Source organism: Chryseobacterium sp. OSA05B (assembly GCF_019970065.1).
Lineage (GTDB): Bacteria > Bacteroidota > Bacteroidia > Flavobacteriales > Weeksellaceae > Chryseobacterium.
The window spans coordinates 734,632-759,851 of sequence record NZ_JAHXYH010000001.1 but is presented as its reverse complement, the minus strand read 5'-3'; the positions used below and the strand labels follow the sequence as shown (position 1 = coordinate 759,851).

Below are 25,220 nucleotides of genomic sequence, written 5' to 3'. Positions count from 1 at the left end.
GGTTTGATTAAATTTAATAAAATTTCACACTCCAAAACATTCAAAACCCGTAAATTTGTGGTCAACAAAAATTTACTAGATGCTTAGGAAAATTTCAATTGCGGCAGCGGCTTTATTGTCCGTAATTACAATCAATGCTCAGAAGAACAAAAATTCTCAATTAGAAAGACCCAAATTAGTCGTAGGATTAGTTGTAGACCAGATGAGGTGGGACTATCTGTACCGCTTTTATAATAAATACGGAAATGATGGTTTCAAAAGACTCCTGAATACAGGATATTCTCTAAATAACGTCCACATCCCTTACGTACCTACCATTACGGCTTTGGGACATACCTGCATCTATACAGGTTCCGTACCTGCGATACACGGGATTGCCGGAAACGACTGGACAGATAAAGAAACCGGAAAAAACGTATACTGTACAGCAGACGACAGTGTACAACCGGTAGGAACAACCAATGCAAAAACCGGAAGTCATTCTCCAAAAAACCTTTGGTCTACCACCGTAACCGACGAATTGAGACTGGCTACCAACTTCCAGGGGAAAGTAATCGGGGTTTCGTTAAAAGACCGTGCTTCCATTCTTCCTGCGGGTCATACGCCGAACGGAGCCTTCTGGTTTGATGACAGTACCGGAAATTTCATTACAAGTTCATGGTATATGAATGACCTGCCTCAGTGGATGAAGTCTTTCAATGCTCAGAATCTGCCTGAAAAATTAGTGGCGAACGGCTGGAATACTTTACTTCCGATTAATCAATATACAGAAAGTTCTCCTGATAATTCTTCATGGGAAGGACTGTTGGGAAGTGCAAAAACACCTGTTTTCCCTTACAGCAATTTAGCTCAGGATTATCAGACGAAAAAAGATAATATCCGTTATACACCTTTCGGAAATACGCTGACACTGAAACTGGCTGAAGCTTCTGTGGAAGGAGAAAAATTAGGAGGTGATAATATTACCGACTTTTTAGCAATCAACCTAGCTTCTACGGATTATGCTGGGCATAAATTCGGACCGAATTCTATTGAGGTGGAAGATGTGTATTTGAGACTTGATCAGGATCTGGCTCAATTCTTTACCTACCTTGATTCAAAAGTTGGAAAAGGAGAGTACACTGTTTTCCTTTCTGCTGACCATGGTGGAGCGCATTCTGTAGGCTTCCTGAAGGAACACAAGATCACCACAGGCTTTTTCGGAGAAGGAATGGAAAAAGATATCAATCAGAAGCTGAAAGATAAATTCGGAGTGGATAAGCTGATCAATGCAGTAGACAACTACCAGATTTATTTCGACAGAAAGCTGATGCAGGATAATAAAATCGAACTGGATGACCTGAGAGATTTCACCATCAAAGAATTGCAGAAGGATCCAACAGTTTTATATGCAGTATCTGTAGATGAAGTTCAGGAAGCTACCATCCCGGAACCGATCAAACAGAGGATCATCAACGGGATCAACAGACAGAGAAGCGGCGATATCCAGCTGATCTCTCACGATTCTATGCTTCCTCCGTATTCTAAAACAGGAACTACACACAGCGTATGGAATTCGTATGACTCTCACATTCCATTAATCTTTATGGGCTGGGGAATTCAGAAAGGAGAAAGCAATAAAGCGTATAACATGACCGATATTGCTCCTACCGTTTCATCATTACTGAAAATTCAGTTCCCGAGTGGAAATGTAGGAAACCCGATCACGGAGGTTATTGGAAGATAATTAAATCCTTTTATAGTATAAAAAACATTCCCAGAAGGAATGTTTTTTTTTAATGCAAAGTGTTTGTCTAAGTATTAATTTCTATTTAATTCCAATATTGGAGATATATTATTATATTTAGAAAATTAATTAATTAAATATTTAGTCATGAAAAAATTATCAAGAGAAAATCTAAAAATGATCAAGGGTAGTGGAGATTTAGCATGTTCAGTTGACCTTAGATGTCCACCAAAGCATGTCTGCTGCAATAGAGTTTGCCTGAAAACAACCGAAATAGTCCATTTACCTATTTGTGAAGAAATATAATGATAGCGTGGCTTGGTATATGATTTACTTTACTATTTCAGTTCCTGAGCGGAAATGCAAGTACTAAAATATCGGGGGATATTTTTTACATATTATCAAATCAAAGAGATGCAGAGGTAGCATCTCTTTTTTTACTGATTTCAAGCATTCCAACTTATTGAAAATAGCAAAAATATTATTTCGAAGGCGTCGCCCTGATATTAATGGCATCCCGGTTTCCTGAACCAAATGTGATCCTGAAAGCCGTTCCGCTGGCACCCGCACCGTTGACCGTAATGGTATAATTTCCGGCAGGTAAATTAAGAGTAGAGCGGGGTACAAGGTAAAAATTACCGGTTGTGATAAAAGTGGTAAAGCTATTAATATAAGATATAGAAGATATTCCGAATGCGTTATTGACAGGTATACCTGCTGGCGCAGCAGTAAATGAGTAGTACAGATTACACAGTTTTACGGCATTATCTGTTATTCCTGCTCCTGTAGCTCCAGGTGCAATACCAAAATTGGTAAAAATAGCAGAGATATTGGAATTAAATTCTACTAAAGAAGGCTTGCTTAAAGTAAAAGATAGGGTAGCCAGCGTAATGGTGGTAATAGATCCGCTGGTTGTAGCTGCGGGAACATCCAGAGTGGTTGTAGTAAGGGCATCTCCGCCTATTGTACCTCCTGAAAGCATTACTTTTTCAGACCAGGCTGTCTTTCTCTGCCATTGCGTTCCATCATTGTAATATTCTCCCGGATACACCGGATTTGCTGCTACAGAGGCATTGGTGGCGGTATTGTATACACTCATTCCTGCCACATGTGCTGAAAGCGGTGACGGATTATTGGTTGCTGTAAGTGCTAATCTGGGAAGTAATATTCCTTTGTTTGTGCTGCTTACCTCCAGCATTGCATTATTGTTTGGCGAAGCAAGGCCTATTCCCACCTGGGCTGTCATTTGGGCTGAAATACCTAGAAAAGTAAGGATTGTAAGAAATATATTTTTCATGATTTTGTTTTAGTTATTGAGTTGAAATCAGGGATTTGAAGTTTAGGGATACAGGTTTAATAGTTTCGGACTGGTTGTCAGTTGCTGGTTCGTCGTAATTAAGTTCTGAAATCTTGGTGCTTGGTTCTTGAATCTATCATTCATGATTCACTTTCGTAGCAAAATAGACCATTGTCATTTCTCAATCTCAGCCATAGCCTTAAAATTAATCTGATGTCTTGTGTCTCTGAAATCTGAAATCTGGACTCTTGGATCTTGATTCTTGGCTCTCAACTCTACCATTCACTTGCGAAGCAAAATTGACAATTGACGTTTCTCAACCTCGACCTTAGCCTAGAATCTATTTTGTAGGCGTGGCCTTAATCTGAGCCATATCACGGACTCCGGATCCATACATAATTCTGAACGCATTACTGCTGGATGCCACTCCGTTTAAATTGACCACATAGTTTCCCGCCGGTAATTGGAGGATAGCATGAGGAGCTGTATAAAGATTGCCTGTAATGGTCGTTATATTAGCTGTGATGGCATTCATATAAGTGACTGTACTGTCTCCAAATGGAGCACTGACTGCTATTCCTGCTGGCGCTGTGGTAAATACAAAATTTACGGTTGCCAATTTTACTGACGAATCTCCCACTGGTGTATTGCTGTCACCACTCACCGTAAAAGATGTGGAAATATTACCACTGAACTCTACGCTGGATGGTCTGTCCAGAGTAAATGAAAACGTATTTAAAGTAGTAGTGGCAGGAGTACCTGCTGCAACATCGACGGTTATAGGGGAGAGTAAATCAGCGATGGTACCTCCTGCTATCATTCTCACATCGTTCAAAGCGGATTTTCTTTGCCATTGGGTTCCGTCATTATAATATTCACCCGGATATACCGGATTGGCAGCGACAGAAGTATTGGTAGCCGTATTGTAGACCGTCATTCCGGCTACGTGAGCTGAAAGCGGTGACGGATTATTGGTAGCGGTTAATGCCAGCCTGGGAAGTAAAAATCCTTTGTTGGTACTCGTAATATCCAGCTGAGCATTAGCATTTGGACTGGTTAATCCCACGCCAACCTGCGCATTTGTCAATAAAAAGAAAAGCAGGAAGAACGGGATGATATAATTAATTTTTTTCATTGTTTCATACTTATTGATGTTAAAAACAGACAGGTTTTCCATTACTGTAACGGGGTAGCTCTGACCTGGATCATATCACGGAAACCTCCGCCAAAACCTATTCTAAAGGCAGTTCCACTTAAAACCGTTCCTCTTACAATCAAGACATAGCTTCCTACCGGCAAAGTGACGACGCTATACGGATTCAGATAAACATCTCCTGGTACTGCAGCAGAAAGTGCATTCGTGTAAGAAGTGGAATGATCACCAAAAAAAGCAGTTGTAGAGACTCCAGCCGGAGCTGTAGTGAACTGAAAGTTGACCGTACACAACTTGATGGCTCCGTCTGATAAAGGAGTCGTATTGCTTCCCGAAGCTGTATACTTTGTAGAAACATTGGCACTGAACTCTACAGTAGAGGGTCTGTCTAAAGTAAAGGAAACCGTACTCAGTGTGGTATTGGATGCTGTTTCAGCAACAACGTCTGCGGTGATCAGAGAAATTGGGTCGCTTATGCTCCCTCCGGTAATCATTCTGGCATCATTCCAGGTAGATTTCCGTAACCATTGCGTCCCGTCATTATAATATTCTCCCGGATATACCGGATTGGCGGGTACTGAAGTATTGGTAGCGGTATTGTATACTGTCATTCCGGCAATGTGAGCTGACAGCGGGGAGGCACTGTTGGTAGCAACAAGAGACAGTCTGGGAAGAAGTACACCTTTATTCGTACTGGACACCTCTAATCGGGCATTGGTATTGGGAGAAGCTATTCCAATTCCTACTTGTGCTTTGGCGACGGAAAAGCCGGCCAATAGGAAAGGAATAATACAATTCATAGTTTTCATCGCAGTTTTAGTTTATTTAGGTGTTATAAAAAATACTCAGATAATGACTTGAATGATAGTATGGTATTGACTTTAATTATTTTTTTTAAAAAATTTTCCTCTACATGTTAGGGATATTATCCTCCTTTCAGATACATACGAGATAAATGATTATTTGGTTTTTATTTTTTGAAAAAAAAGTTAAAAAAGTTTAATCCGGGACCCTTTGTTTTTATCAAATCGTTTGGAATCATTGATTAATAGGCGGTTTTCTATTTCAGATTATAGTGAAAATGCAAGCTGAAAAATGCATTATTAGGTGAAAAAAGTATGAAAAGACAATAAAACCGTTTAAGAAAAATTTAAACTAAAAAAGAAGATCACCGGAAAAGCAGAAACAGGATCAGCAGAATCACCTGACTATTTCTGAATAAAAGTCGAACGTGAAATATAAAAAGTGACAGAAACGTTTTAAAGTTATATGAAATGATTTGGTATTAAGGCTATATCAGCTCTTGAATTTTTTGTTTATACTGAAGATTTCGTTTCCTGATTCTGAAAATCAAAGAGGTGAGTAGAATAATGAGGAGACTGCCGATACCAATGATAATCCCAACAAAATAATGAAACCGGGTTTTTATTTCCATACTTTTCTTAAGTGTTTCTTTATTGTGCTCATTGATGGAATGATTGATAGAGCTCAATTCATTCTGCTCTCTCTGAAAACGCATCTCAAAATATTTTCTGCTGTAATTTTGATACAGACCGGACTTTCCCATCGCCAGATAATTTTCGGACATTTCCTTGTAAATTCCTTCATTAAGGATCAGGTCGCCGGTATTTTTACTGAGGTCTTCAGCTTTAATAAGCAGCTGCAGGGCTGTTTCATTTTCCTTTTTCTGTTTGTACATTTGAGCCATTCCTTTGAGTGCAAAGGCTTCGAGGCTTTTGGCTTTGTTTTTCCGGGCATATTCTGCAGACCGGATGAATGCCTGATCAGCCTTTTCAAGCTGGTTGAGATTCAGGTAACAGTAGCCGATATTATAATAGACCACACTCATATTGGAATAAGTGGTCTGTTTGTGTTTTATTTTTTCAAAATTCTGAATGGAGATCAGAAATTTTTCAAGGGCAATTTCAGGATTCGACTGGCTTTTATAAATCATTCCCCGGATGGCATAGCTTCTTGCGGTTTCAATATGTTTTTCAGGAAGATCATCCGGAAGCTTATCAAGATATTGGTCGGCTTCATTCAGCGTTTCAAGACTTTTGCTGAAAAGCTCCATTTGCTGGTACTGGATAGCTGCTGAGATCAGGACGCTTGTACGAACCTTCAGATCATTCGTCTTTTCCGCGGTTTCTTTTGCTTTTAACAGATACTGAAGGGAATGGTCGAAATCTCTTTTTGCGATATGGGCTGTCGAAAGAAGCTGATAAATACCGATTTGCTTATGAATATCCTTTTCCTTTGTGATGAGGTTTTTCCCGATCCTGATGGCATTATCTGGATTGTCATAGATCTCAAGTCGCGCTACCTTCATCAGAGAATCGAAAGATGTTTTCTGGCCGGAGAGGGAGAGACAGACATTCAGAAAAACAAGGGTGACGATTTTTAATACGAATTTCATGATATTCTGCTTTTGGTGATTTCCTGGATATAAGCGTTGGGAGACATTCCTGTTACCGATTTAAATACTGTCGTAAATGCACTGTGGGAAGAGAACCCCGAATATTCAGCGAGATAACTGACCTTATAATTTAAATAAACGGGGTCTGTTCTCAGCAGACGTGCAATATGGTTAATCCTTAATTCATTAATGTAAGCGTTGAAATTTTTTCCTTTACTGCTGTTGATCACTTCAGAAAGATATTTTGTATTCACGCCCATCTGCGAAGACAATGCAGAAAGCGTCATGCTTTTATCCAGATACCGTTGCTGTTTTTCCCATTCTTCGAGTTTCTGGAGGATCTCGTCTTCTTTTTCCTTTGAAATTTTATTGGGATCTTTTTCGGTGGTTTTATCGATAGCAGATTCTTCTTTGGAAACATCCTTATTGATGATCTGCTCCATATTTTTCTGTTTTTCAAAAAAATCAGACTGCTTTTTAAGATCCTTAAGGCTGTTGTTCAGAATTAAGAAATAAATCAGAAGACCCATAATCATGATAAGGAAACCTCCGGAGATCAGACTTATCTTTTTCAGTTGCTTCTGTTTCTGAAACTCCAGATTATTATTCTGGTTGGTTTCCACGAGTTTGACGATATAGCGGATGCCTTCTTTGGTGCTGGAGTCCAGCCTGGTCCTAAGTTCAGTGTAAAGTTTGTTGTATTGATGGTATTTTTCGTCGTGATGAAGGGCGAAGTAATTTTTGGACAATGATTCATAGATTTTTGCTTTCAGGCTGTTGTAAGGAAGATTTTCTATTTTGGACAGTCCTTTCTCAAGAATGTCCACAGCAGTATGATAGTCTTCCTTAAAAAAATAATAACGGGACAGGTTTTCATAAGCCAATGCCTGAATAAAGGAGTAATCTGTACTTTTTTCAGCTAAAGCAAGTGTGCGTTCAAGAAGATACTTCGCTTCCTCCGGTTTATTCTGTCTCATAAAAAAAGAAGCTCTGAAAATCTTGTTCTCCATTTCAAGAATCCTGTTTTCCTGATTGTTGAAACCAAGGTACTGATCACTTTTGCTGAGGTTCTCCAATGCGTCATTATAATTTCTGTTAATTCCGAAATTAAGGGCCTGAAGCTGGTAAAGTTTGGCTGTAATAACATTCATCCGTGGAATGTCTCCTTTCAGTAATTTATTGTCCGCTAATAGTCCGGAAATAATCCGTTGCGACTGGCTGTAAAGATCCAGATTCTGGTACTGGTCGGCGAGATTGTAATCACCGGCGGCCTGAAGGAAATAGGAGAGGTTCTCTTTTTCCTTTGAATCTTCCTTCTGGCTGTAAATATTGACAGACTGGATATAGTCTCCCTTCATAGCATAGGCCTGGGAGATGATATTCTGCAGTACGACTCTGTGCTCAGGATTCTGGTCGCTGATCAGAAGGCTTTGTGAATAGCTGATACAGTCATCCGGATTCTGATATAATTTCTGAAATGCTTTGTCAGCCAAAATGCTGAAGTCGGGACCGGACTGTCCCTTCGTCCAAACTGAACAGAGAATGATCAGTAAAATTTGAACGGTTTGAATCCAAATAGTACGACAAAAAATAGATTTTTTTTCGGTTTTACTTACAGCTTTCCGGCGATCTGTCCTCAAAATAGATTTTTGTTATATAGTTGTATTTTAATGATTTATATTTTTTATTCTTTTAAATTTCACGAATTATGTAAGCCAAACTCTTTTGAAAAGGCAAATATAATATTAATATTGTTTCTGCCAATTCAAAATATTAAACTTAAGTAATTATGAAAAAGATTTACAAAATTTCAATGAAAGCTTTATATGCTTGCTTTCTGTTTGGGTTTGCATCGGCTGATGCCCAGCTCACTGTGATGGCGGTTGGAAATTATACCGTAGGCGGTATTTCTGATGGTGGAATTGTAAGCATGCACACCAGTGGCGGGCAGATTTTTAAATGGGATGAGATCAACGGTCTGGTACAGATCGGTTCAATCTCCAACGGATATCCTGCAGCAGGAAGAACACTGATCACCGGAGATGGTACTAAAATAGCCTCTTCCACCACCAATGCAGGAACAGGATTTAATGAGATATCCACTTACGATACGGCTTCAACCTCTTGGAGCAATCACGGAGGTTTGGTTCCTACAGGCTGGGATGGACATGTAAGTTCTACTTGGGGAATGACTTCAGACGGAAATACGATTGTAGGACTGGGATGGATCACCGCAGGAAGCGCACATGCTGTAAAATGGAATGCTGCCACCGGAGTGACAGATCTTGGAAGTATTGTACCCAACAGAAGTTCAAGAGCGAATGCCATCAATTCCGACGGATCCGTAATTGTGGGATGGCAGGATCAGGATAACGGGACCAGAAGCGGTGCCAAATGGGTCAATGGAGTAGAAAGTTTTATCACAGACAGTAACGGAGAATATGTAGGCGAAGCAGGAGATGTTTCTGCCGACGGAACGACAATTATAGGATCTGCTATGCCCAATCCATACGTATGGAACAGCGTAAGCGGCCTTACATACATAACCCATCCAAATTCCTCAGCCTTCTTCAGAGGAGGAGCAACCGGAATCTCTGCCGACGGTAAAAAAGTAGTCGGATTTTTCAGACCTTTCGCAGCGCCTCCAATGTCCGGAGAAGGCTTTATATGGACTGCCGCAGGTGGTCGTGTAAACCTGAATGATTATGCAGTCAGTATGGGAATCAATACCCAGGGTGTAAATATGTCACTTCCTCTTGCCATTTCCGGAGATGGAAAAAGAATTGCTGGCATAGGAACCAATGCGTCCAGTCAGATCGTTGCCTTTTATCTCGATCTTTCTAAAATACAGCTTTCTACTGATGAAAGTACAAAACGGAACAATAACCTGTCCATTTATCCAAATCCTGTAAAAGATGTTCTTTATTTCAAAGGAATCTCAAAGATTGAGAAAGTGGAAATATACAATATGGTCGGCCAAAAAGTAAAAACAGACAATGCTGTGGAAAGCAGAATAGATGTTTCTTCTTTGTCAAAAGGAAATTATATTCTGCAGATTTTCGTGAAAGGGGAGACTTCACAGAGTTTTAAATTGATCAAACAGTAAAGTAAAAATTAGACGTACTTAAAAAGGCTTGACCAAAAAGAACCTGCAGGAATTTTCTGCGGGTTTTGTGTATGATGTGATTAGATGTGAGATTTCAGACACTAGACATGAGATATTAAGGTTGAGGTTGTCAAAAAGTCAATGGTAGGTTGGAGAATCAAGAGTCAAGAGCCAAGAATCAAGATGCTAGATTTCAGACATCAGATTTCAGACAATAGCTCATTAGTTTAATTACTGCTAACCAGCAACTAACGAACCAGTAACTGGCAATCAAAACCACCTTGTAACACTCAACTCTCAAACCCGTATCACAAAACTCATAATTTATAACCCATAACTCATAACTTCCCGAAGCTCTCAACCCGAAACCCTCAAACAAGAAAACTCTCCAACTCAGTCTTAGTTGATATAAGAAGCATTGAAAGACATAGAAATAGGTCTGCAGGGCATGTCAACGCCGGAGGTTGTTCCGTTATTCACTGCTCTGGTCATCCTTACATCCAAAGTATGATTTCCTGCGGTAAGAAATTTTACGGTATTGATGGTAAATTGCGTATTAGCTCCGGCTGAAGCTTCCTGGATACGAAGATAACAGTCTGTTGCGACTCCATCAATGTAAAGTCTTGCTTCATAAGTGGCCTGTCCACCTCCGGCGGGACTTCCTACATAATCGATTCCAAGCATGAAATTAATAAACAGTGCTTTACCGCCTGCTGGAATTGTAACAGATTGAGAGGTTCCTGTCACGATAGTAGCACCCAGATCATTGACATTATAATCGGCACCGGTAGTACTGTTCACCGTGGATGTGTTAATACTGGCAGGAGTAGGATTGGCTACCGTGATGATATTTCCCGATGCATCCACACCTATAGACTGTCCTGTTCCAATAGGTGAAGCAGAAGTAAGATTAGTGAATTTTACTCCCGAAACATTGGCGGTACCGGAAGCTATTTCAAGTTTTGTATTGGGAGTGGCAGTGCCTATTCCGACATTTCCGTTACTCAGGATGGTAATTTTTTCTGCTCCGTTGGCTTTTAAGGCAAGAGAGCCGGCATTAGTAGTTCCTATGCTTAATTTGGTTGAACTTCCATATGAATTGATCTGTGTCTGACTGGCATCATCGGTGTAAATATCAAGGTTAGCCGTTCCTCCGGTTAAGGTGACAGATCCTCTTGTGGATGCGGTTGTAGCGACTGTTCCTAAACCTGAACTTGTAACGATTCCAACAGTAGTATTTCCGTTTACAAAAAGTAAAGGGCTTCCATTGGTTGTTACTGTTCTTTGACCCGGCAATGATCCGTCTGAGTTATATATATTCACAGAGGCATCTATTTTGGTCCAGACAGTTCCGTTAAAATAATAATATCCTGTGGCATCTATATTGGCAGCCGTTCCGGCTAATGTTCCCGTTGCGATGCTGTTTACATAGATCAATGTTGAAGTGGGAACTGCGGTCATACTTTGCGCTCTTTGTCTGTCTACTTTTGGGATCAGCAGGCCGTCTACATTGGTGGTGGTTCCGGTTGCATTCTTTGCCGTGATATCCAGCGTAGACAAAGGAGTGTTATTATTAATTCCCGTCTGTGCCATGGCAAGTGAAATGCCTGTTAATAAAAATATAATTGAAAGTTGAAATCTTTTCATGACGTAAGTTTAAGATAATGATTAATTTTTGCAATGCTTACACTGCTCTACCTTATTGTGCTTAAGCTTAATTTAAATAAGAGGCATTAAACGACATCGATATGGGAGCACAGATCATAGTAGCTCCTGAAGTCGTACCATTATTGAATGTTCTCTGCATTCTGACATCAATCGTATGATTTCCTGCAGCAAGAAACTTAATCGTACTGATGGTGAAAGACGCATTGGTACTTATCCCTACTTCCTGAGTCCTCATATAGCAGTCTGTGGCCACTCCGTCTATGTATAATCTGGCTTCGTAATAGGCTGTTCCGCTACCTGCAGGATTATTAACGTAATCTACCCCAAGCATGAAATTGATAAATAAAGCTTTTCCACCCGTTGGCACAGCTATCGTCTGCGATGTCCCGGATACAATGGTTGCAGCCAGATCAGTGACATTAAAGTTGGATGCAACCGTACTGTTTACCGAAGAAGTGCTTACATTCGTGGGGCTGGGATTGGCAACGGTCACCAGATTCCCCCCGGCATCTACACCGAGTGCCTGACCAGTACTTATGGGAGAGGAAGAAGTAAGATTAGTCATTCTTAATCCCGATGTATTTGCCGTTCCTGAGGCTAGTTCAAATGCTGAGGAGGGGGCTGTAGTTCCGACACCTACATTTCCGCTACTCAGAAGAGTCAGCTTGTCTGTACTGTTTGTTTTAAGGGCAAGAGGGGTTGCATTGGTTGTTCCGATACTTAATTTTGTGGAAGTTCCCGAAGTATTGATCTGGGCTGCATTAGCATTGTCCACATAGGTATCCACTATATTGGTCCCGGAGGATAAAGTTAGGGTACCTCTTGTGGGGCCATTGGCGGAAAATCTTCCTTCTGTTGCTGTGGTGGTGATTCCTACGCTGCTGGTTCCGTTGACAAAATTTACAGTATTTCCATTGGTGGTTACCGTTCTCATTCCGCTTAAAGTACCGTCTGAGGTGTAGATATTGTTAAGAGGATTTAGTTTGATCCAGGAAGTTCCGTTGTAATAGTAATATCCCACTGCATCTATATTGGCAGCGGTGCCGGCCTGGGTTCCTGTAGCAATGCTGTTCACATAGATCATGGTGGAAACCGGAACACTGCTCATGCTCTGGGCTCTTTGTCTGTCTACTCTGGGTACCAAAATCCCATCTACATTGGTGGAAGTACCTGTAGTATTTTTAGCGGTAATGTCTAATGTGGCAAGCGGGGTAGTGGTATTGGTGCCCATTTGCGCAAAGATGAGTGAGGAACCGAAAATAGAGAGTATGATAGAAAGTTGTATTCTTTTCATGGGAAATTTTTTAAGATGAAAATTCATTTTATACAGTAAGAACTGTCTGTGCTGTTGTTATTTAAATTAATTCAAATAAGTAGCATTAAATGACATGGAAATCGGGATACAAAGCATATTAACTCCTGAAGCCACTCCGTTATTAAAGGTTCTTGTCATTCTTACATCTATTGTATGGTTTCCGGCCGCAAGAAATTTCACCGTATTAAAGCTGAACTGGGCACTGAATCCACCCGGACCATATTCCTGAGTACGCATATAACAATCTGTAGCAACGCCGTCTATGTATAATCTTGCTTCATAATACGATGCACCACTTCCGGCAGGACTGTTTCCGTAATCAATTCCGAGCATAAAATTGATGAATAATGCTTTTCCGCCTGTGGGAATGGTGATAGGCTGTGAGGTTCCCGGTATCAGGGTAACCGTCGTATCATTCACGTTGAAAGTGGCTCCTGTGGTACTGTTAACTGACGCGGTTGTCACACTGGCAGCAGTAGGGTTGGCAACTGTTATCACATTTCCAAGATTGTCTACGCCTAAGGTTTGCCCTGTACTGATAGGAGATGCCGAATTGAGATTGGTAAGTCTTGTTCCTGAAACATTGGCTGTACCCGAAGATATTTCAAGTTTTGTATTGGGTGCTGAAGTTCCGACGCCAACATTTCCTCCACTTAAAACCGTAAGTCTTTCGACGCCGTTTGTTTTTAAGCTAAGAGGAGTTGCATTGGTGGAACCCACACTGAGCTTAGTCGAATTTCCGGAAGAATTGAACTGGGCAATACCATTGGTTTCTATATAATAATCAAGGTTTGAAGAGCCTCCGACCAGATTTAGAAATCCTCTTGAAGAGCCGTTAGCCGAAAGTAACCCTTCGGTTGCAGAGGTAAATATTCTTATGTTATTGGCCCCATTTACAAATCTTAAAACATTTCCGTTGGTCGTTACAGTTCGCGGGCCGTTTAAGGTTCCATCCGAACTATAGATATTCAGAGGAGTAACCAGTTTTGTCCAGATGGTTCCATTAAAATAATAATACCCCACAGAATCAATATTAGCTGCTGTACCCGCTAGTGTTCCTGTAGCGATACTGTTTACATAAATCAGTGTTGATATGGGAACGGCAGACATACTTTGGGCTCTTTGCCTGTCTACACGAGGTACCAACAATCCATCTGTGTTAGCAGAAGCTCCGGTGGCATTCTTTGCACTGATGTCCAGTGTGGAAGCGGGAGATGGATTGTTTAAGCCTACTTGCGCATTGATGAACAAAGAGTTCACCAATAAGAATATCATAGAAAATTGTACTCTTTTCATAGTTTGATGTTACAAGGAGATTAATGATTGATATACTGCAAATATTAATCTTTTATTTTGAAAAAACACTAGAAAAGAGGATAATATTTAGTTAAACTATTTCAGTTGAGACTATGATTATATTTCTTCTTTCTTCCCGTCCTGATCCTGATCCTCATTCTCATTCTCATCATCTTCGTATTGTTCCAGATAATAAGTGAAACTGAAATCTTCCATGTCATCCTCCGCATCTTCCAGAGTGGTCAGCAGATCTTCAAAGATTTCCAGCTGGTCTACCGTCATATTAACGAATTCAAGGTCAAGCGGCATTTCCAGTTCGCCGGTAATAACGTCAGACAGTGCATCCAGATTGTCCCCGAAATATTCAGGAAGAGTTAACTTTTCCTTTAATTGAGCATAAAAATCTTCATAGTCGCCTATGTCTGTAAAATCGATATATATTGTCTTCATATAGAATTAAATTTCCAGTTTTTACTGATTAAAAAGGTTTTGCATTTCTGGCAGAAATCTGTTTCTTCATCGGTAGGATTTCCGCCTTCTGCATCCCTCATAAAGCATATTTTTTCAGGGCAGTGTTTCAGTCCCTGAGTATGTCCCAGCTCGTGGATAGCTATTTTAAAGAACTGCTCATCCGCATTCTTTTTGTTCAGCCTGAATTTTGAAGCTACGCAGGCTTTTCCGGGTCTGTAGCCCAGTCCCATGATTCCGTAGTCTTTTATCTTTCCTTTGGTGACGCTGATATCTTTTGTGGTCAGTCCAATGGTAACAAAACCGTCTTTTGTCCGGCTGTCCAGAAATTTAATGATAGAATCCGCTCGGTAACGGTTTCTTGCTTTGTAATAAGCATTTTCCGGAAAATCAATAGCCTCAAGGATTTTTATATTGGGGTAGATTTTCCTGATTTCTTCGGCTGTTTTCGTGACATTTTCAGCATTGAAATCTTTGAAAGGCTGAATCAGTATGGTCATCGGCTTACTGCTTTTCGCAGGCTGTTGCAGTTGTTTTTCCGAGCATGAAAATCCCATAAATGCTATTGCCAGCAGGCCATAAAGACTATTGCTTTTCAAAACTTTTATAATGGTTCTTAGTCAGATAAACATCACCGTTTCCTGTAAAGATAATGCGGTCTGCATTCCGGTTTCCACAGCTGTAGTTCACATCTGCTTCAAAATATTTTTCACCTTGGGGAAGTTTTTTCTCACGGTTGCTGAAATAATCACCGCCAATAGCTTTTCCCGGCAGTACATCACAGAGATTACCTTTTGAAGGATTCCAGCCGAACTTTCTCGCCTCATTTTTAGTGATGTAATAATCAGGAAGTCTGTGGTTCTGCTTTACATAATTAATGACTGTTTTTTCCTCCGTCAGCTGGTCAATGGACTGGGACGAAGAATTTACACCGGAGCTTTGAGAATCAGTAGAAATGTTTCCGTTGGCGGAAGCCTCTGTTTTTGTGATCTCTGTATTTCCTTTTTTGTCTGCAATAAAATTATTGTAGATATACATCACAGACATCCCGAAGAGAAGCCCCAGACAAATAAAAAACACCGATCTTATTTTACCGTTCATATCAACTTATAACTTATCATTAGTAACTCATAACTCATAATTCATCACTCAGAATTAGCTTTCTCTCCATTCCTCAGGAATATCGCAAACCGGGATAGGATTGATTTTATGCTGAGCTGCTTTGTGCATTCTATCGAAAATTAAAAAGACTTCTTTGTCACGGCCTTCATAATCATCGGCTGTTTTGGTTCCATATTCCTTCTGAATTTTTTCCAGTTCAGGATAGGTGGCTCCGATTTGCTGCTCATCTGTTCTGTCCACATCCCAAAGTCCGTCCGTAGGAATGGCTTCCTGAATATTTTTAACCAGATTCAAGGCTCTTGCAAGCGTATATACTTCTGTTTTGTAAAGGTCTGCAATTGGAGAGACATCTACACCGCCATCACCGTATTTTGTATAAAATCCAATGCCGAAATCCTCTACTTTATTTCCGGTTCCACATACCAAAAGACCGTTGATCTGTCCGTAATAATATAGGGTAAGCATTCTCAGACGCGATCTGGTATTAGCAAAAGCCAGCTTTTCATTAGGATACAGATCATCTTTTACATCAAATGCTTTATAAAGTTCTTCAAAAGCCGGGGTAAGGTTCACGGACATCGCTTCCACATTAGGAAACCTGGATTTCAGATCATTCATATGCTCCCAGGCACGGTCGATCTGATCCGGTTTCTGGCGTATCGGCATTTCAATCAGAAGGGTTTTTAAGCCTGTCATGGCAGCAAGAGTAGAAACCACACCGGAATCTACACCTCCGGAAACACCGATGACATATCCTTTTACGTTAGCTTTTACAGCATAATCCTTTAACCACTGTACAATATGATCTGTTACTTTTTGAGTCTGCATTGTTTATTTTTTAGTGTGTTTACATTTATTGTTTTTCAACCCGAAAGCAATCTTCTTACCTTCTTCATGTTGATAGAATTCTTAAAATAGTCCAAATTCTTCGGGGTATTTTAGAACACCCTTTACATTTTTCAATCCGTCCTTCATCAGTTCAACGGCCATACCATTCACCTATGGAATTTCAAACGGAAATGAGATCTCAAAATTACTGGTTTTTTCGTAACCAAACTTAGGATAATAATTTTCTTGCCCGATCAGACCTTATTATGGGACATATTTATTGCGTTGGAGTTCGTACCAGTTACAAATACCGTCCGATTCCCCAAATTCGCCAGTTTTTTCAAAGCCTAATTTTCTTAGTATATGATTGGATCCGTTATTCTCAGAATGGGCGCAGGCGTAGATGATCTCTGCATTCATCTCCCTAAATCCGAGATAAAGAGCCGCTTCAGCTGCTTCTAATGCATAACCTTTTCCCCAGAATTCAGGAATGAAGCGGTAGCCCAGCTCCAGAACGTCTTTATAGCCGTTGACTGGCTGTGTCAGCAGTTTTAAACCGCTCCAGCCGATCAGCAGACCACTTTCTTTTTCGATAACGGCAAGCCTTCCGGTGCCGTTTTCAGTATACTGATCGCGGATCATTTTGATCACATTTTTTGCTTCATCTACATGGGTAAGTACCGGAACACCGATGTATTTCATGACTTCCGGGTTGGAATCCAGCAGAAACATTCTTTCAACATCTGTTTCTTCAATCTTTCGTAGGATAAGTCTTTTTGTTTCTATTTTCATGCTCATATTTTAGGGCTCAGTTCCGAAAATCGTCACGTCAGTCTTCGTTCCCATCTTAATATCCGTTTCCTTCATTTTATTTCCGCCTACATTCAGGGTCTGAAGAGCTGGATTTCCGGAGATATCAAGCTTTTGGATCTTATTGTGTTCGACGTTCAGCTTTCTTAAATTTTTGAACGTAGTGATATCGATGGTTTTTAATTGATTTAAAGATAATGTTAATTGATCAATTCTTGGTGTTTCCTTCAACGAAATATTCTCCAGAAGGTTATTGTCAAGATACAGTGAAGCTAAGCTTTTAAGCCTTTCTCCCTTAAAAGAAGACATCTTGCATCCCGTGCAGGAAAACAGCTCAAGATTTGGGAGACCTGTAATCGAAATACCGGAAATGGTATTATCATCCAACATGATCATTTTAGCATTGGGAAAAAGCTTGATGTCGTCAGCTGACCGTATTCCCTTTTGAACCAAAAACAGATTGGTAACCATGTCTGCTTCTAGCTGTTCCAGTGAACCGTTTTTATTAAGATCAAAATTTTCCAGTGCTGCCTTTTCAAAGTTTTGATCTTTAAAATTAAGTTTTTGGGCATAGAAAACAGAAAATCCTGAAATAAACAGGCAAAGGCTTGCAAATATTTTAATTTTCATCAACGGTTGTGTTTTTAATCCTTATTTTTGTGTCCTTAAATTTCATGTAAAAATAATGAAGATTTTTAAAATTATTGCCCTTTCTTCCATTTTAGTTCTGGCTTTGGATTCCTGTAAAAAAGAACCTGAAAACATATGGAAAGTAGAAGTGAAAAATACCACAGAAAAAGTTGAAGTAACTGATATTTCCAAAGAGTTTTATGATCAGAATATTCCTCTGGATCAGTTTAAAGCCCAATTTCCATGGTTCCAGGGAACGGTTTCTGATGCCGATTTCGGGAAAAGAAGAGCCGATGCAGAAGAAATTAAGATTTATAAAGAAGCTGCCGGAAAAATAGATGAAGCAAAACTTCAGAAGGAGCTTCAGGATCTGTTTGCTCATATGAAATATTATTTTCCGCAGTTCAAAAATCCTAAAGTTTACCTGTTTTCTTCGGCATTGCAGATGGTTCAGGATCCTATTTTTTATGATTCAAAAGGAAATCTTCTGTTTATTGATTTAACAGGGTTTATGGGTGATGGCAATGCCAATTACAAAGGACTTGAGCTGTATTTTCAGAAGTCCATGAACCCGCAGAATATCATTCCGAAAGTTTCACAGATTTTCGCTGAAAGTATTGTGACAGAATCTCCTGATCATCAGAAATTCATTGACAAAGTTATTCTGAACGGAAAAATCATGATGTTGCAGGATGCTTTTCTTCCTGATACACCGGATTATCTGAAAATGAATTACACCAAAAAACAATACGATTGGGCTGTAGCGAATGAATCGAACATTTGGAATTATTTTGTGGAAAGTAATCTGATCTTCGGAGATGATCCAAGACTGGTAGAGCGTTTCATTTCTCCCGGACCTTTCTCAAAGTTTTATACGGAAATTGATAATGAGTCTTCGCCTATGATTGGAATTTTTACCGGATGGCAGATCTGTAAAGCTTATTTCAAGCAAAAACCGGAAACTAAACTTCAAGAATTCATAAAACTTGATGCCACCAAAATCTTTAATGAAGCGGTGTATAAACCTAAAAAGCCTTAAGTATTCCTATAATTAACAGCCTTCAAATCAGTTTGAAGGCTTTTTTTTGAAATAATTTTTAAAAACATACTACTTTGTATTGCATATTACTATTTAATTTGTATTTTTGCTCTAAAGAAATACACATTTATGGGAAATATAATTCAGATTCAAAACTTAAACTTTGAATTTTCCAGGCATAAACCCGTTCTTAAAAATATAAATCTTTCAGTTCCAAAGGGAAGTATTTTCGGATTTTTAGGAGCTAACGGTGCTGGCAAATCTACGACGATGAAAATGCTGATCGGCAGTATTCCTGATGAATCGGGCGCCATCAGAATATTTGATCAAGGCTTGGCAGAGCTTTATCCTGACGGGTTTCATAAAATCGGAAGCCTTATCGATACGGCAGCTTTCTACGACCATCTTTCCGGATGGGAAAATCTCCTTATTATTTCCAGACTCAGAAACCTGCCCGAATCTGAATGTGAAAGAGTGCTTCATCTTGTAGACCTCTGGGAAAGCAGACATATGAAGATGAAAAGGTATTCTCTGGGAATGAAACAACGCCTTTCCATAGCGATGACCCTTCTGGGAAAACCTGATCTGCTGATTCTTGACGAGCCTGTGAACGGTCTCGATCCGAACGGAATGCTTGAAATACGCGAACTTTTGATCAAACTTAACAGGGAAGAAGGGGTTACCATATTTATTTCGAGCCACCTTCTTCAGGAAATTGAAAAAATGATCACGCATCTTGCGATTATTTCTCATGGTGAAATCCGTTTTACCGGAAGCATCAAAGATTTGAATGAACTGTACAGATACGATCATATAAGGATCGGTCTGAACAATGCCTCCGAATTCATTGACTGGATTCCTGAAAGCTATTCGCCGAAAATGATTGATTCGGCAACCATTGAAATTACCGCTGAATCGAAGGAGAATATTGCTGTTCTCATTAAAAAGCTGGTGATGAATGATGCTGAAATTTTTGAAATTAAAAACAGTGCAGGTCTTGAAGACTGGTTCATGGAAATCACTAAAAATTAAAACACAAATGAAAAAATTACTGACCGCCATCAACGTAGAATGGCTGAAAACAAAAGGTCTCGGACTTACTTATATTGCTATTGCTTTAGGAGCTTTGATTCCTTTGATAGGCTTTATTCCCGGTTTTTTTAAATCTCAGATCGCAAAGGAAGGAGATCTTCCGTATTCTATTTTTGAAGATGCGATAGGAGGAGATGCTATCCGATCTTTTATTCTTTTTATCCTGCTTCTGTTTATGATTATTGCTGCCAACCGGATAGCCCAAACTGATCATAAAAACAATGGCTGGCAACTGATGGAGACGCAGCCGGTAAGCAGATTTGATCTTTATTTTTCCAAATATATTATTCTACTGCTGCTAAGTTTTATCTGTGTGATTTCCTACTTTGGATTTAATATTGTTTTAGTACTTGCAGACTATTATATCCATCCGGATCCGGCTAAACTATTGACTTTCGATGCCTTTTGGATGATCCAGACTTTTGTAAGAGTTTGTATGACCATTTTGGGAATTGCCGCTTTACAGCTTTGTGTGTCTGTGGTATTTCAGGGATTTATCTGGTCATTTCTCATTGGTATACTTGGGCTGGCATCCAATATTACTTCTGTGGTGCAGAAACAGTCTTATTTCTTTAATCCATACAGTTCATTATACGCTTTCTGGAAGGCGCCGGAAGTGAGAAACCTGAACCATTTTATCTCCTATTCAGAATATATGAGCCTTTTCTGGATGGTTGTTTTCCTTACACTAGGCTATTTTTGGTACAGCAAAAAAGGATTTAAGAATGCATTCCTTAAAAGTAAGAAGCAGATTATATTTTCAGCAGTTTCACTGATCATAGCAGCAGGATTTCTTTATATGTTTAAAAATCCGAAACCATATCAAAGTGACGGAAGCGGCATTGTGATCAAAGGAAAACTGGAAACGGATCTTAAAATCGATTCTGTACGGATTTACTCGAAGGACTTTCACAAAAAGATCGGAGCGGCAGCAGTTAAAGACAACACCTTCAGTTGGGTGACTAAGAAGGTGCTTCCGCTGGACGAATATGTACTGGAAGTCGGGAATAAAAAACTGCCTGTCTTCATGGGCGGTGGTGACTGGTTTAATTTTGAGATTCAGCTTAATGGCGCGAACATGGTATCTTATGTGAAATCTAACCGGAAGGCCGATCAGGTATATAGAAATACGGAAAACTCTTTTGGCGATGAATTCAGTTACGCTCTTGAGAAACAAAACTATAATAATGATCCACAAACGTTCTATGAACTGGCAGAATCTGACTGGAAAGAGAACAAAAGGGTTTTAAATGTTTTTGCCGATGCTGAAAATAATGCCGTTTCAGAAGAGTATAAAATATACAGAAGACAACTGATGGCCATAGAATACCTGAATGAGATCAATAATTACAGAAAAATGACCTCATGGAACGACCCGAAATTCGCAGCTCCGGCATCTTTTATGAAGGAACTTAATGAAAATATTCAGAAACCGGGAATTCTTTTAAGTAAAAATGACAACTATCTTCAGTACAAACTGGATCAATTGCTTTCAGATAAAGACCAGGCTTCAAATCCTGACAGCATTCTGTTTGTAAAAATCGATCAGATGCCTAAGGGAATTTCCAGAGATCAGCTGATGGCCAAACATCTTGCAAAAGCCATTGAACTGCAATCTGACATTCTGAAAAGAAATCAACTTTTTACTGCTGAAATCGGAAAAGTAAACGATAAGGATTATAAAGAAATGCTATATTCAAAGATCGACCAGATCAACAGGTCTCAGAAAGGGGCTGCATTTCCGGATCTTGTGATGCTTAATGATCAGGATAAAAAGAATCAACTTTCAAAATATAAGGGGAAATATGTAGTGATCGATTTCTGGGCAACCTGGTGCGGTCCATGTAAGCAGATCCGTCCTGTGTTTGAAACCAGAAGTTATCAGTACCGATATTATGACAATATTCAGTTTATTTCTATAAGTCTGGATCAGGATAAATCCAAATGGCAGAATTATCTGAAGACCAAAAAATCCAATATTCCGCAGTTCTGGCTGACTAATACAGAGCAGTTTATGAATAAATACAAGATACAGTCTATTCCAAGGTTTATCATTATAGATCCGGAAGGAAAGATTTTTAATTTTAATACACCATTTCCTGATGAAGATAATTTCGTAGAAATTTTAGATAAGCTTAAGAAGTATTAACTTTGCGGAAAAATTTTAGATTGATATGAGAAAAACTCAGATTACAATAGATGTAGAGTTGGATGAGAACCACATTCCTGAAAGCATAACCTGGAACGCTCAGGACGGCGGTGTGGAAAAAGAGGAAACAAAAGCGACGATGATCTCTGTGTGGGATGACAAAACAATGGAAGCTTTAAGAATCGATCTTTGGACCAAAGAAATGCCGGTAGATCAGATGAAGATGTTCATTCACCAGATTTTGGTATCTTTAGGGAGTACGTACCAGAGAGCTACCGGAGAAGAGGATGTAGCAGAATGGTTGGAGCAGATAGCGGATGAATTCGCTATTAAATCAGCCATCAGATCTTAAGACCCAAACTCCACACCAATCACAAAATTATATGAAAAAAGCACTTTTACTCATCAGTACAGCGGTATTGTTGGCCGCATGCAGTAAAAAAACGGAGCTCAAAGAAAGCAAAACGGGGGATTCCGCTATCACGGCAGAAAAACTTCCGGCTTCTGAAAATAAAGAGGTTTCCGGCACAGAGAATGTTTCTGAAAACGCAGCTATGGATATCGCTTTATTCAAAGAAAAGGAGATTCCTGCTGCGATGTTAAAAGGAAGTCTTCATCCCCACGACATGGAAGGTGAATCTATCATGGAGCTTGTTCCCAGTATGGATGATTTTATCAAAGGAAACGGCTCGGATATTGCTTATATAGATGATTCCCTGAAAAAAATAATTCTCAAAATCAACGGAAAATTTGAGGAATTGAAAGAAACAGGTAAGGATCAATATGAAAACAGTGAGTATCAGGCTTCTTTTACCACTACTGTTCCTGAAAAAGTTCCTGAAGATATAGAAGTTCTGGCCTATGCCTTTAACGGAAAGCTGGAAGTGAAAAGGAAATCCGATAACGTTTCAAAGAGCCTTGATTTTTTCATGGGAGGCTTATAAAAAATAAAAATATTATGAATTTTAATACAAAAGTAATTCACGGAGGGCAGCATCATGAGTCTGCAACAGGATCTGTCAATGTTCCTGTATTTTTAACTTCTACATTCGCACAGAAAAGCCCGGGAGTACATTCCGGATATGAATATTCAAGAGCTGCCAACCCTACAAGACAGGCATTGGAAGACTCTTTGGCAAGCATTGAGAACGGAGCGAGAGGTCTTGCTTTCGGTTCAGGACTGGCTGCCATCGACTGTGTTTTGAAATTACTGAATCCCGGGGATGAGGTAGTAGCGGTAGATGACCTTTATGGAGGAACTTACAGAATGTTTACAAGACTTTTCGAAAAATATCAGCTTAAATTTACTTTCGTGAATTTTGATGATGTTTCGAAAATTGCTGATGTAATCACGGACAAAACAAAACTGATCTGGGTAGAAACCCCTACCAATCCTCTGATGAAACTGGTAGATATCAAGGCAGTAGTGGAAATGGCAAAAGGAAAAGATATCCTGGTTGCTGTGGACAATACTTTTGCAACACCATATATCCAGAGACCTATTGATTTGGGAGCAGATATCGTGATGCACTCGGCTACAAAATATTTAGGCGGACATTCAGATGTTATCGCCGGAGCACTGATCGCAAAAGATGCCGAACTGGGAGAAAAACTTCACTTTATTCAGTTTGCGAGCGGCGGTATTTTAGGACCTCACGATTCTTATCTTGTTTTAAGAGGAATCAAAACATTGGCATTAAGAATGCAGCGTCATTCTGACAATGGACTTGCTGTAGCGAAATATCTTGAAACGCATCCTGCAGTGGATAAAGTAATTTATCCGGGACTGGAATCTCACCCTCAGTACGAGCTTGCTAAATCTCAAATGAAAGAATCAGGAGGAATGGTTTCCTTCACTTTCAAATCCGGTAAAAAAGAAGATGCTGTAAAATTCCTTGAGAAAGTAAGAGTGTTCACTTTGGCTGAATCTTTAGGAGGAGTAGAATCTTTAGCGAATCACCCTGCATTGATGACACACGCTTCCATTCCTGCCGATAAACGTGAGGAACTTGGTATTACAGATGACTTAGTTCGTTTAAGCGTGGGTATCGAAGATGCTGAAGATTTGATCGCAGATCTTGAGAAAGCTTTTTCTTAACACCTTAAAATAAAATATAATGAGAAAGATTCAATTTTTTTTGATCTTAAGTTTTGTCAGTCAGATGGTATACTCACAGGTAAAAACTACCGATGAATTATATAAAACGGCCAAAAAGCTGGACAGTCTGATATTTGATATAGGATTTAATAAGTGTGATCTTTCTCATTATAAATCTATAGTCAGCAAAGACTTGGAGTTTTATCATGATAAAGGAGGAATTACTTCCGGTGAGCCTGCTTTTACCGCTTCCATTAAAAATAATATCTGTGGTAACCGAAACAAAGTAAGGCGTGACCTTGTGCCGAACAGCATGAAAGTCTATCCTTTATACAATAATAATGTTCTGTACGCTTTCATAGAAGAAGGAGAACATGATTTCTTCGAACTTTCAAATGGAAAATGGAATCAGGGAAGTCGTGCCAAATTTACCATTTTATGGATTCAGGAAGATAAGCAGTGGAAAATGAAAAGGGTATTGAGCTACGATCATCATTTATAATCATATGAAAAATACCAGAAAAGCAATCTTTGAAGATGTGAATCAGTTGGCGGAATTATTCGACCAATACAGGATTTTTTATCACAAAGAATCTGATATTCCTGCTGCTGAACATTTTCTCAGAGAAAGAATAGAAAGCAAAGATTCCGAAATTTTTGTGGCAGAAGAAGAGGGTAGACTGACTGGCTTTGTTCAGCTGTATCCGATATTTTCATCCACAAGAATGCAGCGATACTGGCTTTTGAATGACCTTTATGTCAATGAGAACTATAGAGGGAAAGGCTATTCCAAAGAACTGATCGAAGAAGCAAAAGAATTGTGCAGATCATCCAATGCCTGTGGAGTTCTCCTGGAAACAGGAAAAAGCAACGATGTGGGAAACCAGTTGTATCCCGCCTGCGGCTTTGAACTCTATGACTCTGTGAATTTTTACGAATGGACGAACAAAGAGAAGTGAAAAGGTCAATTGTGAATGGTCAATTGTGAATTCATGGTATAGATCATT

Annotated in this window: 25 protein-coding genes; 11 read left to right on the top strand and 14 right to left on the bottom strand. The window is 39.5% G+C overall.

The features are described 5' to 3' along the window. Positions 1-79 precede the first annotated feature (79 nt). Both pafA and LC419_RS03375 read left to right on the top strand, forming a co-directional pair. On the top strand, positions 80-1,726 hold the full coding sequence (pafA, locus tag LC419_RS03380; RefSeq protein WP_223606020.1) for an alkaline phosphatase PafA: 1,647 nt from the start codon (positions 80-82) through the stop codon (positions 1,724-1,726). 147 nt (positions 1,727-1,873) lie between these two features. Further along, entirely contained in the window at positions 1,874-2,032 is a 159-nt protein-coding gene (locus tag LC419_RS03375) for a hypothetical protein (protein ID WP_223606019.1), read from the top strand. A gap of 175 nt (positions 2,033-2,207) precedes the next feature. On the opposite strand, the gene LC419_RS03370 is transcribed toward LC419_RS03375, so the two are convergent. The 5 genes from LC419_RS03370 to LC419_RS03350 form a co-directional block, all read right to left on the bottom strand. Then, entirely contained in the window at positions 2,208-3,023 is an 816-nt protein-coding gene (locus LC419_RS03370; protein WP_223606018.1) for a hypothetical protein, read from the bottom strand. A gap of 340 nt (positions 3,024-3,363) precedes the next feature. Further along, positions 3,364-4,158, bottom strand: coding sequence for a hypothetical protein (locus tag LC419_RS03365; RefSeq protein ID WP_223606017.1), 795 nt, complete (start codon positions 4,156-4,158; stop codon positions 3,364-3,366). Between the two features lie 41 nt (positions 4,159-4,199). Continuing rightward, entirely contained in the window at positions 4,200-4,985 is a 786-nt protein-coding gene (locus tag LC419_RS03360; protein ID WP_223606016.1) for a hypothetical protein, read from the bottom strand. Positions 4,986-5,467: 482 nt separating this feature from the next. Further along, positions 5,468-6,592 carry a lipopolysaccharide assembly protein LapB gene (locus LC419_RS03355; protein ID WP_223606015.1) on the bottom strand — a complete coding sequence of 375 codons (1,125 nt, stop codon included), beginning with the start codon at positions 6,590-6,592 and terminating at the stop codon, positions 5,468-5,470. Then, on the bottom strand, positions 6,589-8,085 hold the full coding sequence (locus LC419_RS03350; RefSeq protein WP_223606014.1) for a helix-turn-helix domain-containing protein: 1,497 nt from the start codon (positions 8,083-8,085) through the stop codon (positions 6,589-6,591). The genes LC419_RS03355 and LC419_RS03350 overlap by 4 nt, the downstream gene beginning before the upstream one ends. Before the next feature lie 296 nt (positions 8,086-8,381). On the opposite strand from LC419_RS03350, the gene LC419_RS03345 reads away from it, so the two are divergent. Then, on the top strand, positions 8,382-9,698 hold the full coding sequence (locus LC419_RS03345; RefSeq protein ID WP_223606013.1) for a T9SS type A sorting domain-containing protein: 1,317 nt from the start codon (positions 8,382-8,384) through the stop codon (positions 9,696-9,698). Between the two features lie 399 nt (positions 9,699-10,097). Here the strand turns inward: LC419_RS03345 and LC419_RS03340 are convergent, their stop codons facing one another. The 9 genes from LC419_RS03340 to LC419_RS03300 form a co-directional block, all read right to left on the bottom strand. Beyond that, positions 10,098-11,345 (bottom strand): hypothetical protein, encoded by a 1,248-nt coding sequence (locus LC419_RS03340; RefSeq protein ID WP_223606012.1) that lies wholly within the window; start codon positions 11,343-11,345, stop codon positions 10,098-10,100. Between the two features lie 67 nt (positions 11,346-11,412). After that, positions 11,413-12,660 carry a hypothetical protein gene (locus LC419_RS03335; RefSeq protein WP_223606011.1) on the bottom strand — a complete coding sequence of 416 codons (1,248 nt, stop codon included), beginning with the start codon at positions 12,658-12,660 and terminating at the stop codon, positions 11,413-11,415. 66 nt (positions 12,661-12,726) lie between these two features. Continuing rightward, entirely contained in the window at positions 12,727-13,977 is a 1,251-nt protein-coding gene (locus tag LC419_RS03330) for a hypothetical protein (RefSeq protein ID WP_223606010.1), read from the bottom strand. 117 nt (positions 13,978-14,094) lie between these two features. Further along, positions 14,095-14,427 carry a barstar family protein gene (locus tag LC419_RS03325; RefSeq protein ID WP_223606009.1) on the bottom strand — a complete coding sequence of 111 codons (333 nt, stop codon included), beginning with the start codon at positions 14,425-14,427 and terminating at the stop codon, positions 14,095-14,097. Further along, the gene (locus tag LC419_RS03320; protein WP_223606008.1) at positions 14,424-15,044 is read right to left on the bottom strand and encodes an archaemetzincin; all 621 of its coding nucleotides are present in this window, start codon (positions 15,042-15,044) and stop codon (positions 14,424-14,426) included. Before LC419_RS03320 ends, LC419_RS03325 begins: the two co-directional genes overlap by 4 nt. Continuing rightward, positions 15,031-15,546 (bottom strand): ribonuclease domain-containing protein, encoded by a 516-nt coding sequence (locus LC419_RS03315; RefSeq protein WP_223606007.1) that lies wholly within the window; start codon positions 15,544-15,546, stop codon positions 15,031-15,033. The genes LC419_RS03320 and LC419_RS03315 overlap by 14 nt, the downstream gene beginning before the upstream one ends. A gap of 54 nt (positions 15,547-15,600) precedes the next feature. Then, a complete protein-coding gene (nadE, locus tag LC419_RS03310; RefSeq protein ID WP_223606006.1) occupies positions 15,601-16,395 on the bottom strand; it encodes an NAD(+) synthase in 795 nt (264 codons plus the stop codon). Between the two features lie 264 nt (positions 16,396-16,659). Beyond that, positions 16,660-17,187: a GNAT family N-acetyltransferase gene (locus LC419_RS03305; protein ID WP_223606005.1), complete on the bottom strand. Its 528-nt coding sequence runs from the start codon at positions 17,185-17,187 to the stop codon at positions 16,660-16,662. A gap of 9 nt (positions 17,188-17,196) precedes the next feature. Continuing rightward, on the bottom strand, positions 17,197-17,835 hold the full coding sequence (locus tag LC419_RS03300; RefSeq protein ID WP_223606004.1) for a leucine-rich repeat domain-containing protein: 639 nt from the start codon (positions 17,833-17,835) through the stop codon (positions 17,197-17,199). Between the two features lie 55 nt (positions 17,836-17,890). Between LC419_RS03300 and LC419_RS03295 the strand changes: the two genes are divergently transcribed. From LC419_RS03295 to LC419_RS03260, 8 genes are all read left to right on the top strand, one after another. Then, a complete protein-coding gene (locus LC419_RS03295) occupies positions 17,891-18,874 on the top strand; it encodes a gliding motility protein GldB (RefSeq protein ID WP_223606003.1) in 984 nt (327 codons plus the stop codon). 129 nt (positions 18,875-19,003) lie between these two features. Beyond that, positions 19,004-19,906, top strand: a complete 903-nt coding sequence (locus LC419_RS03290) for an ABC transporter ATP-binding protein (protein WP_223606002.1) — start codon at positions 19,004-19,006, stop codon at positions 19,904-19,906. Between the two features lie 7 nt (positions 19,907-19,913). Further along, the gene (locus tag LC419_RS03285) at positions 19,914-22,115 is read left to right on the top strand and encodes a thioredoxin-like domain-containing protein (RefSeq protein ID WP_223606001.1); all 2,202 of its coding nucleotides are present in this window, start codon (positions 19,914-19,916) and stop codon (positions 22,113-22,115) included. A gap of 25 nt (positions 22,116-22,140) precedes the next feature. Then, on the top strand, positions 22,141-22,467 hold the full coding sequence (gene gldC / locus LC419_RS03280) for a gliding motility protein GldC (protein ID WP_034745586.1): 327 nt from the start codon (positions 22,141-22,143) through the stop codon (positions 22,465-22,467). A gap of 31 nt (positions 22,468-22,498) precedes the next feature. Then, positions 22,499-23,059 carry a hypothetical protein gene (locus tag LC419_RS03275; RefSeq protein ID WP_223606000.1) on the top strand — a complete coding sequence of 187 codons (561 nt, stop codon included), beginning with the start codon at positions 22,499-22,501 and terminating at the stop codon, positions 23,057-23,059. Between the two features lie 11 nt (positions 23,060-23,070). Beyond that, a complete protein-coding gene (locus tag LC419_RS03270) occupies positions 23,071-24,213 on the top strand; it encodes a cystathionine gamma-synthase (protein WP_262484397.1) in 1,143 nt (380 codons plus the stop codon). Positions 24,214-24,232: 19 nt separating this feature from the next. Then, the gene (locus LC419_RS03265; protein WP_223605999.1) at positions 24,233-24,715 is read left to right on the top strand and encodes a DUF4440 domain-containing protein; all 483 of its coding nucleotides are present in this window, start codon (positions 24,233-24,235) and stop codon (positions 24,713-24,715) included. Positions 24,716-24,719: 4 nt separating this feature from the next. Further along, positions 24,720-25,172: a GNAT family N-acetyltransferase gene (locus tag LC419_RS03260; RefSeq protein WP_223605998.1), complete on the top strand. Its 453-nt coding sequence runs from the start codon at positions 24,720-24,722 to the stop codon at positions 25,170-25,172. Positions 25,173-25,220 lie beyond the last annotated feature (48 nt).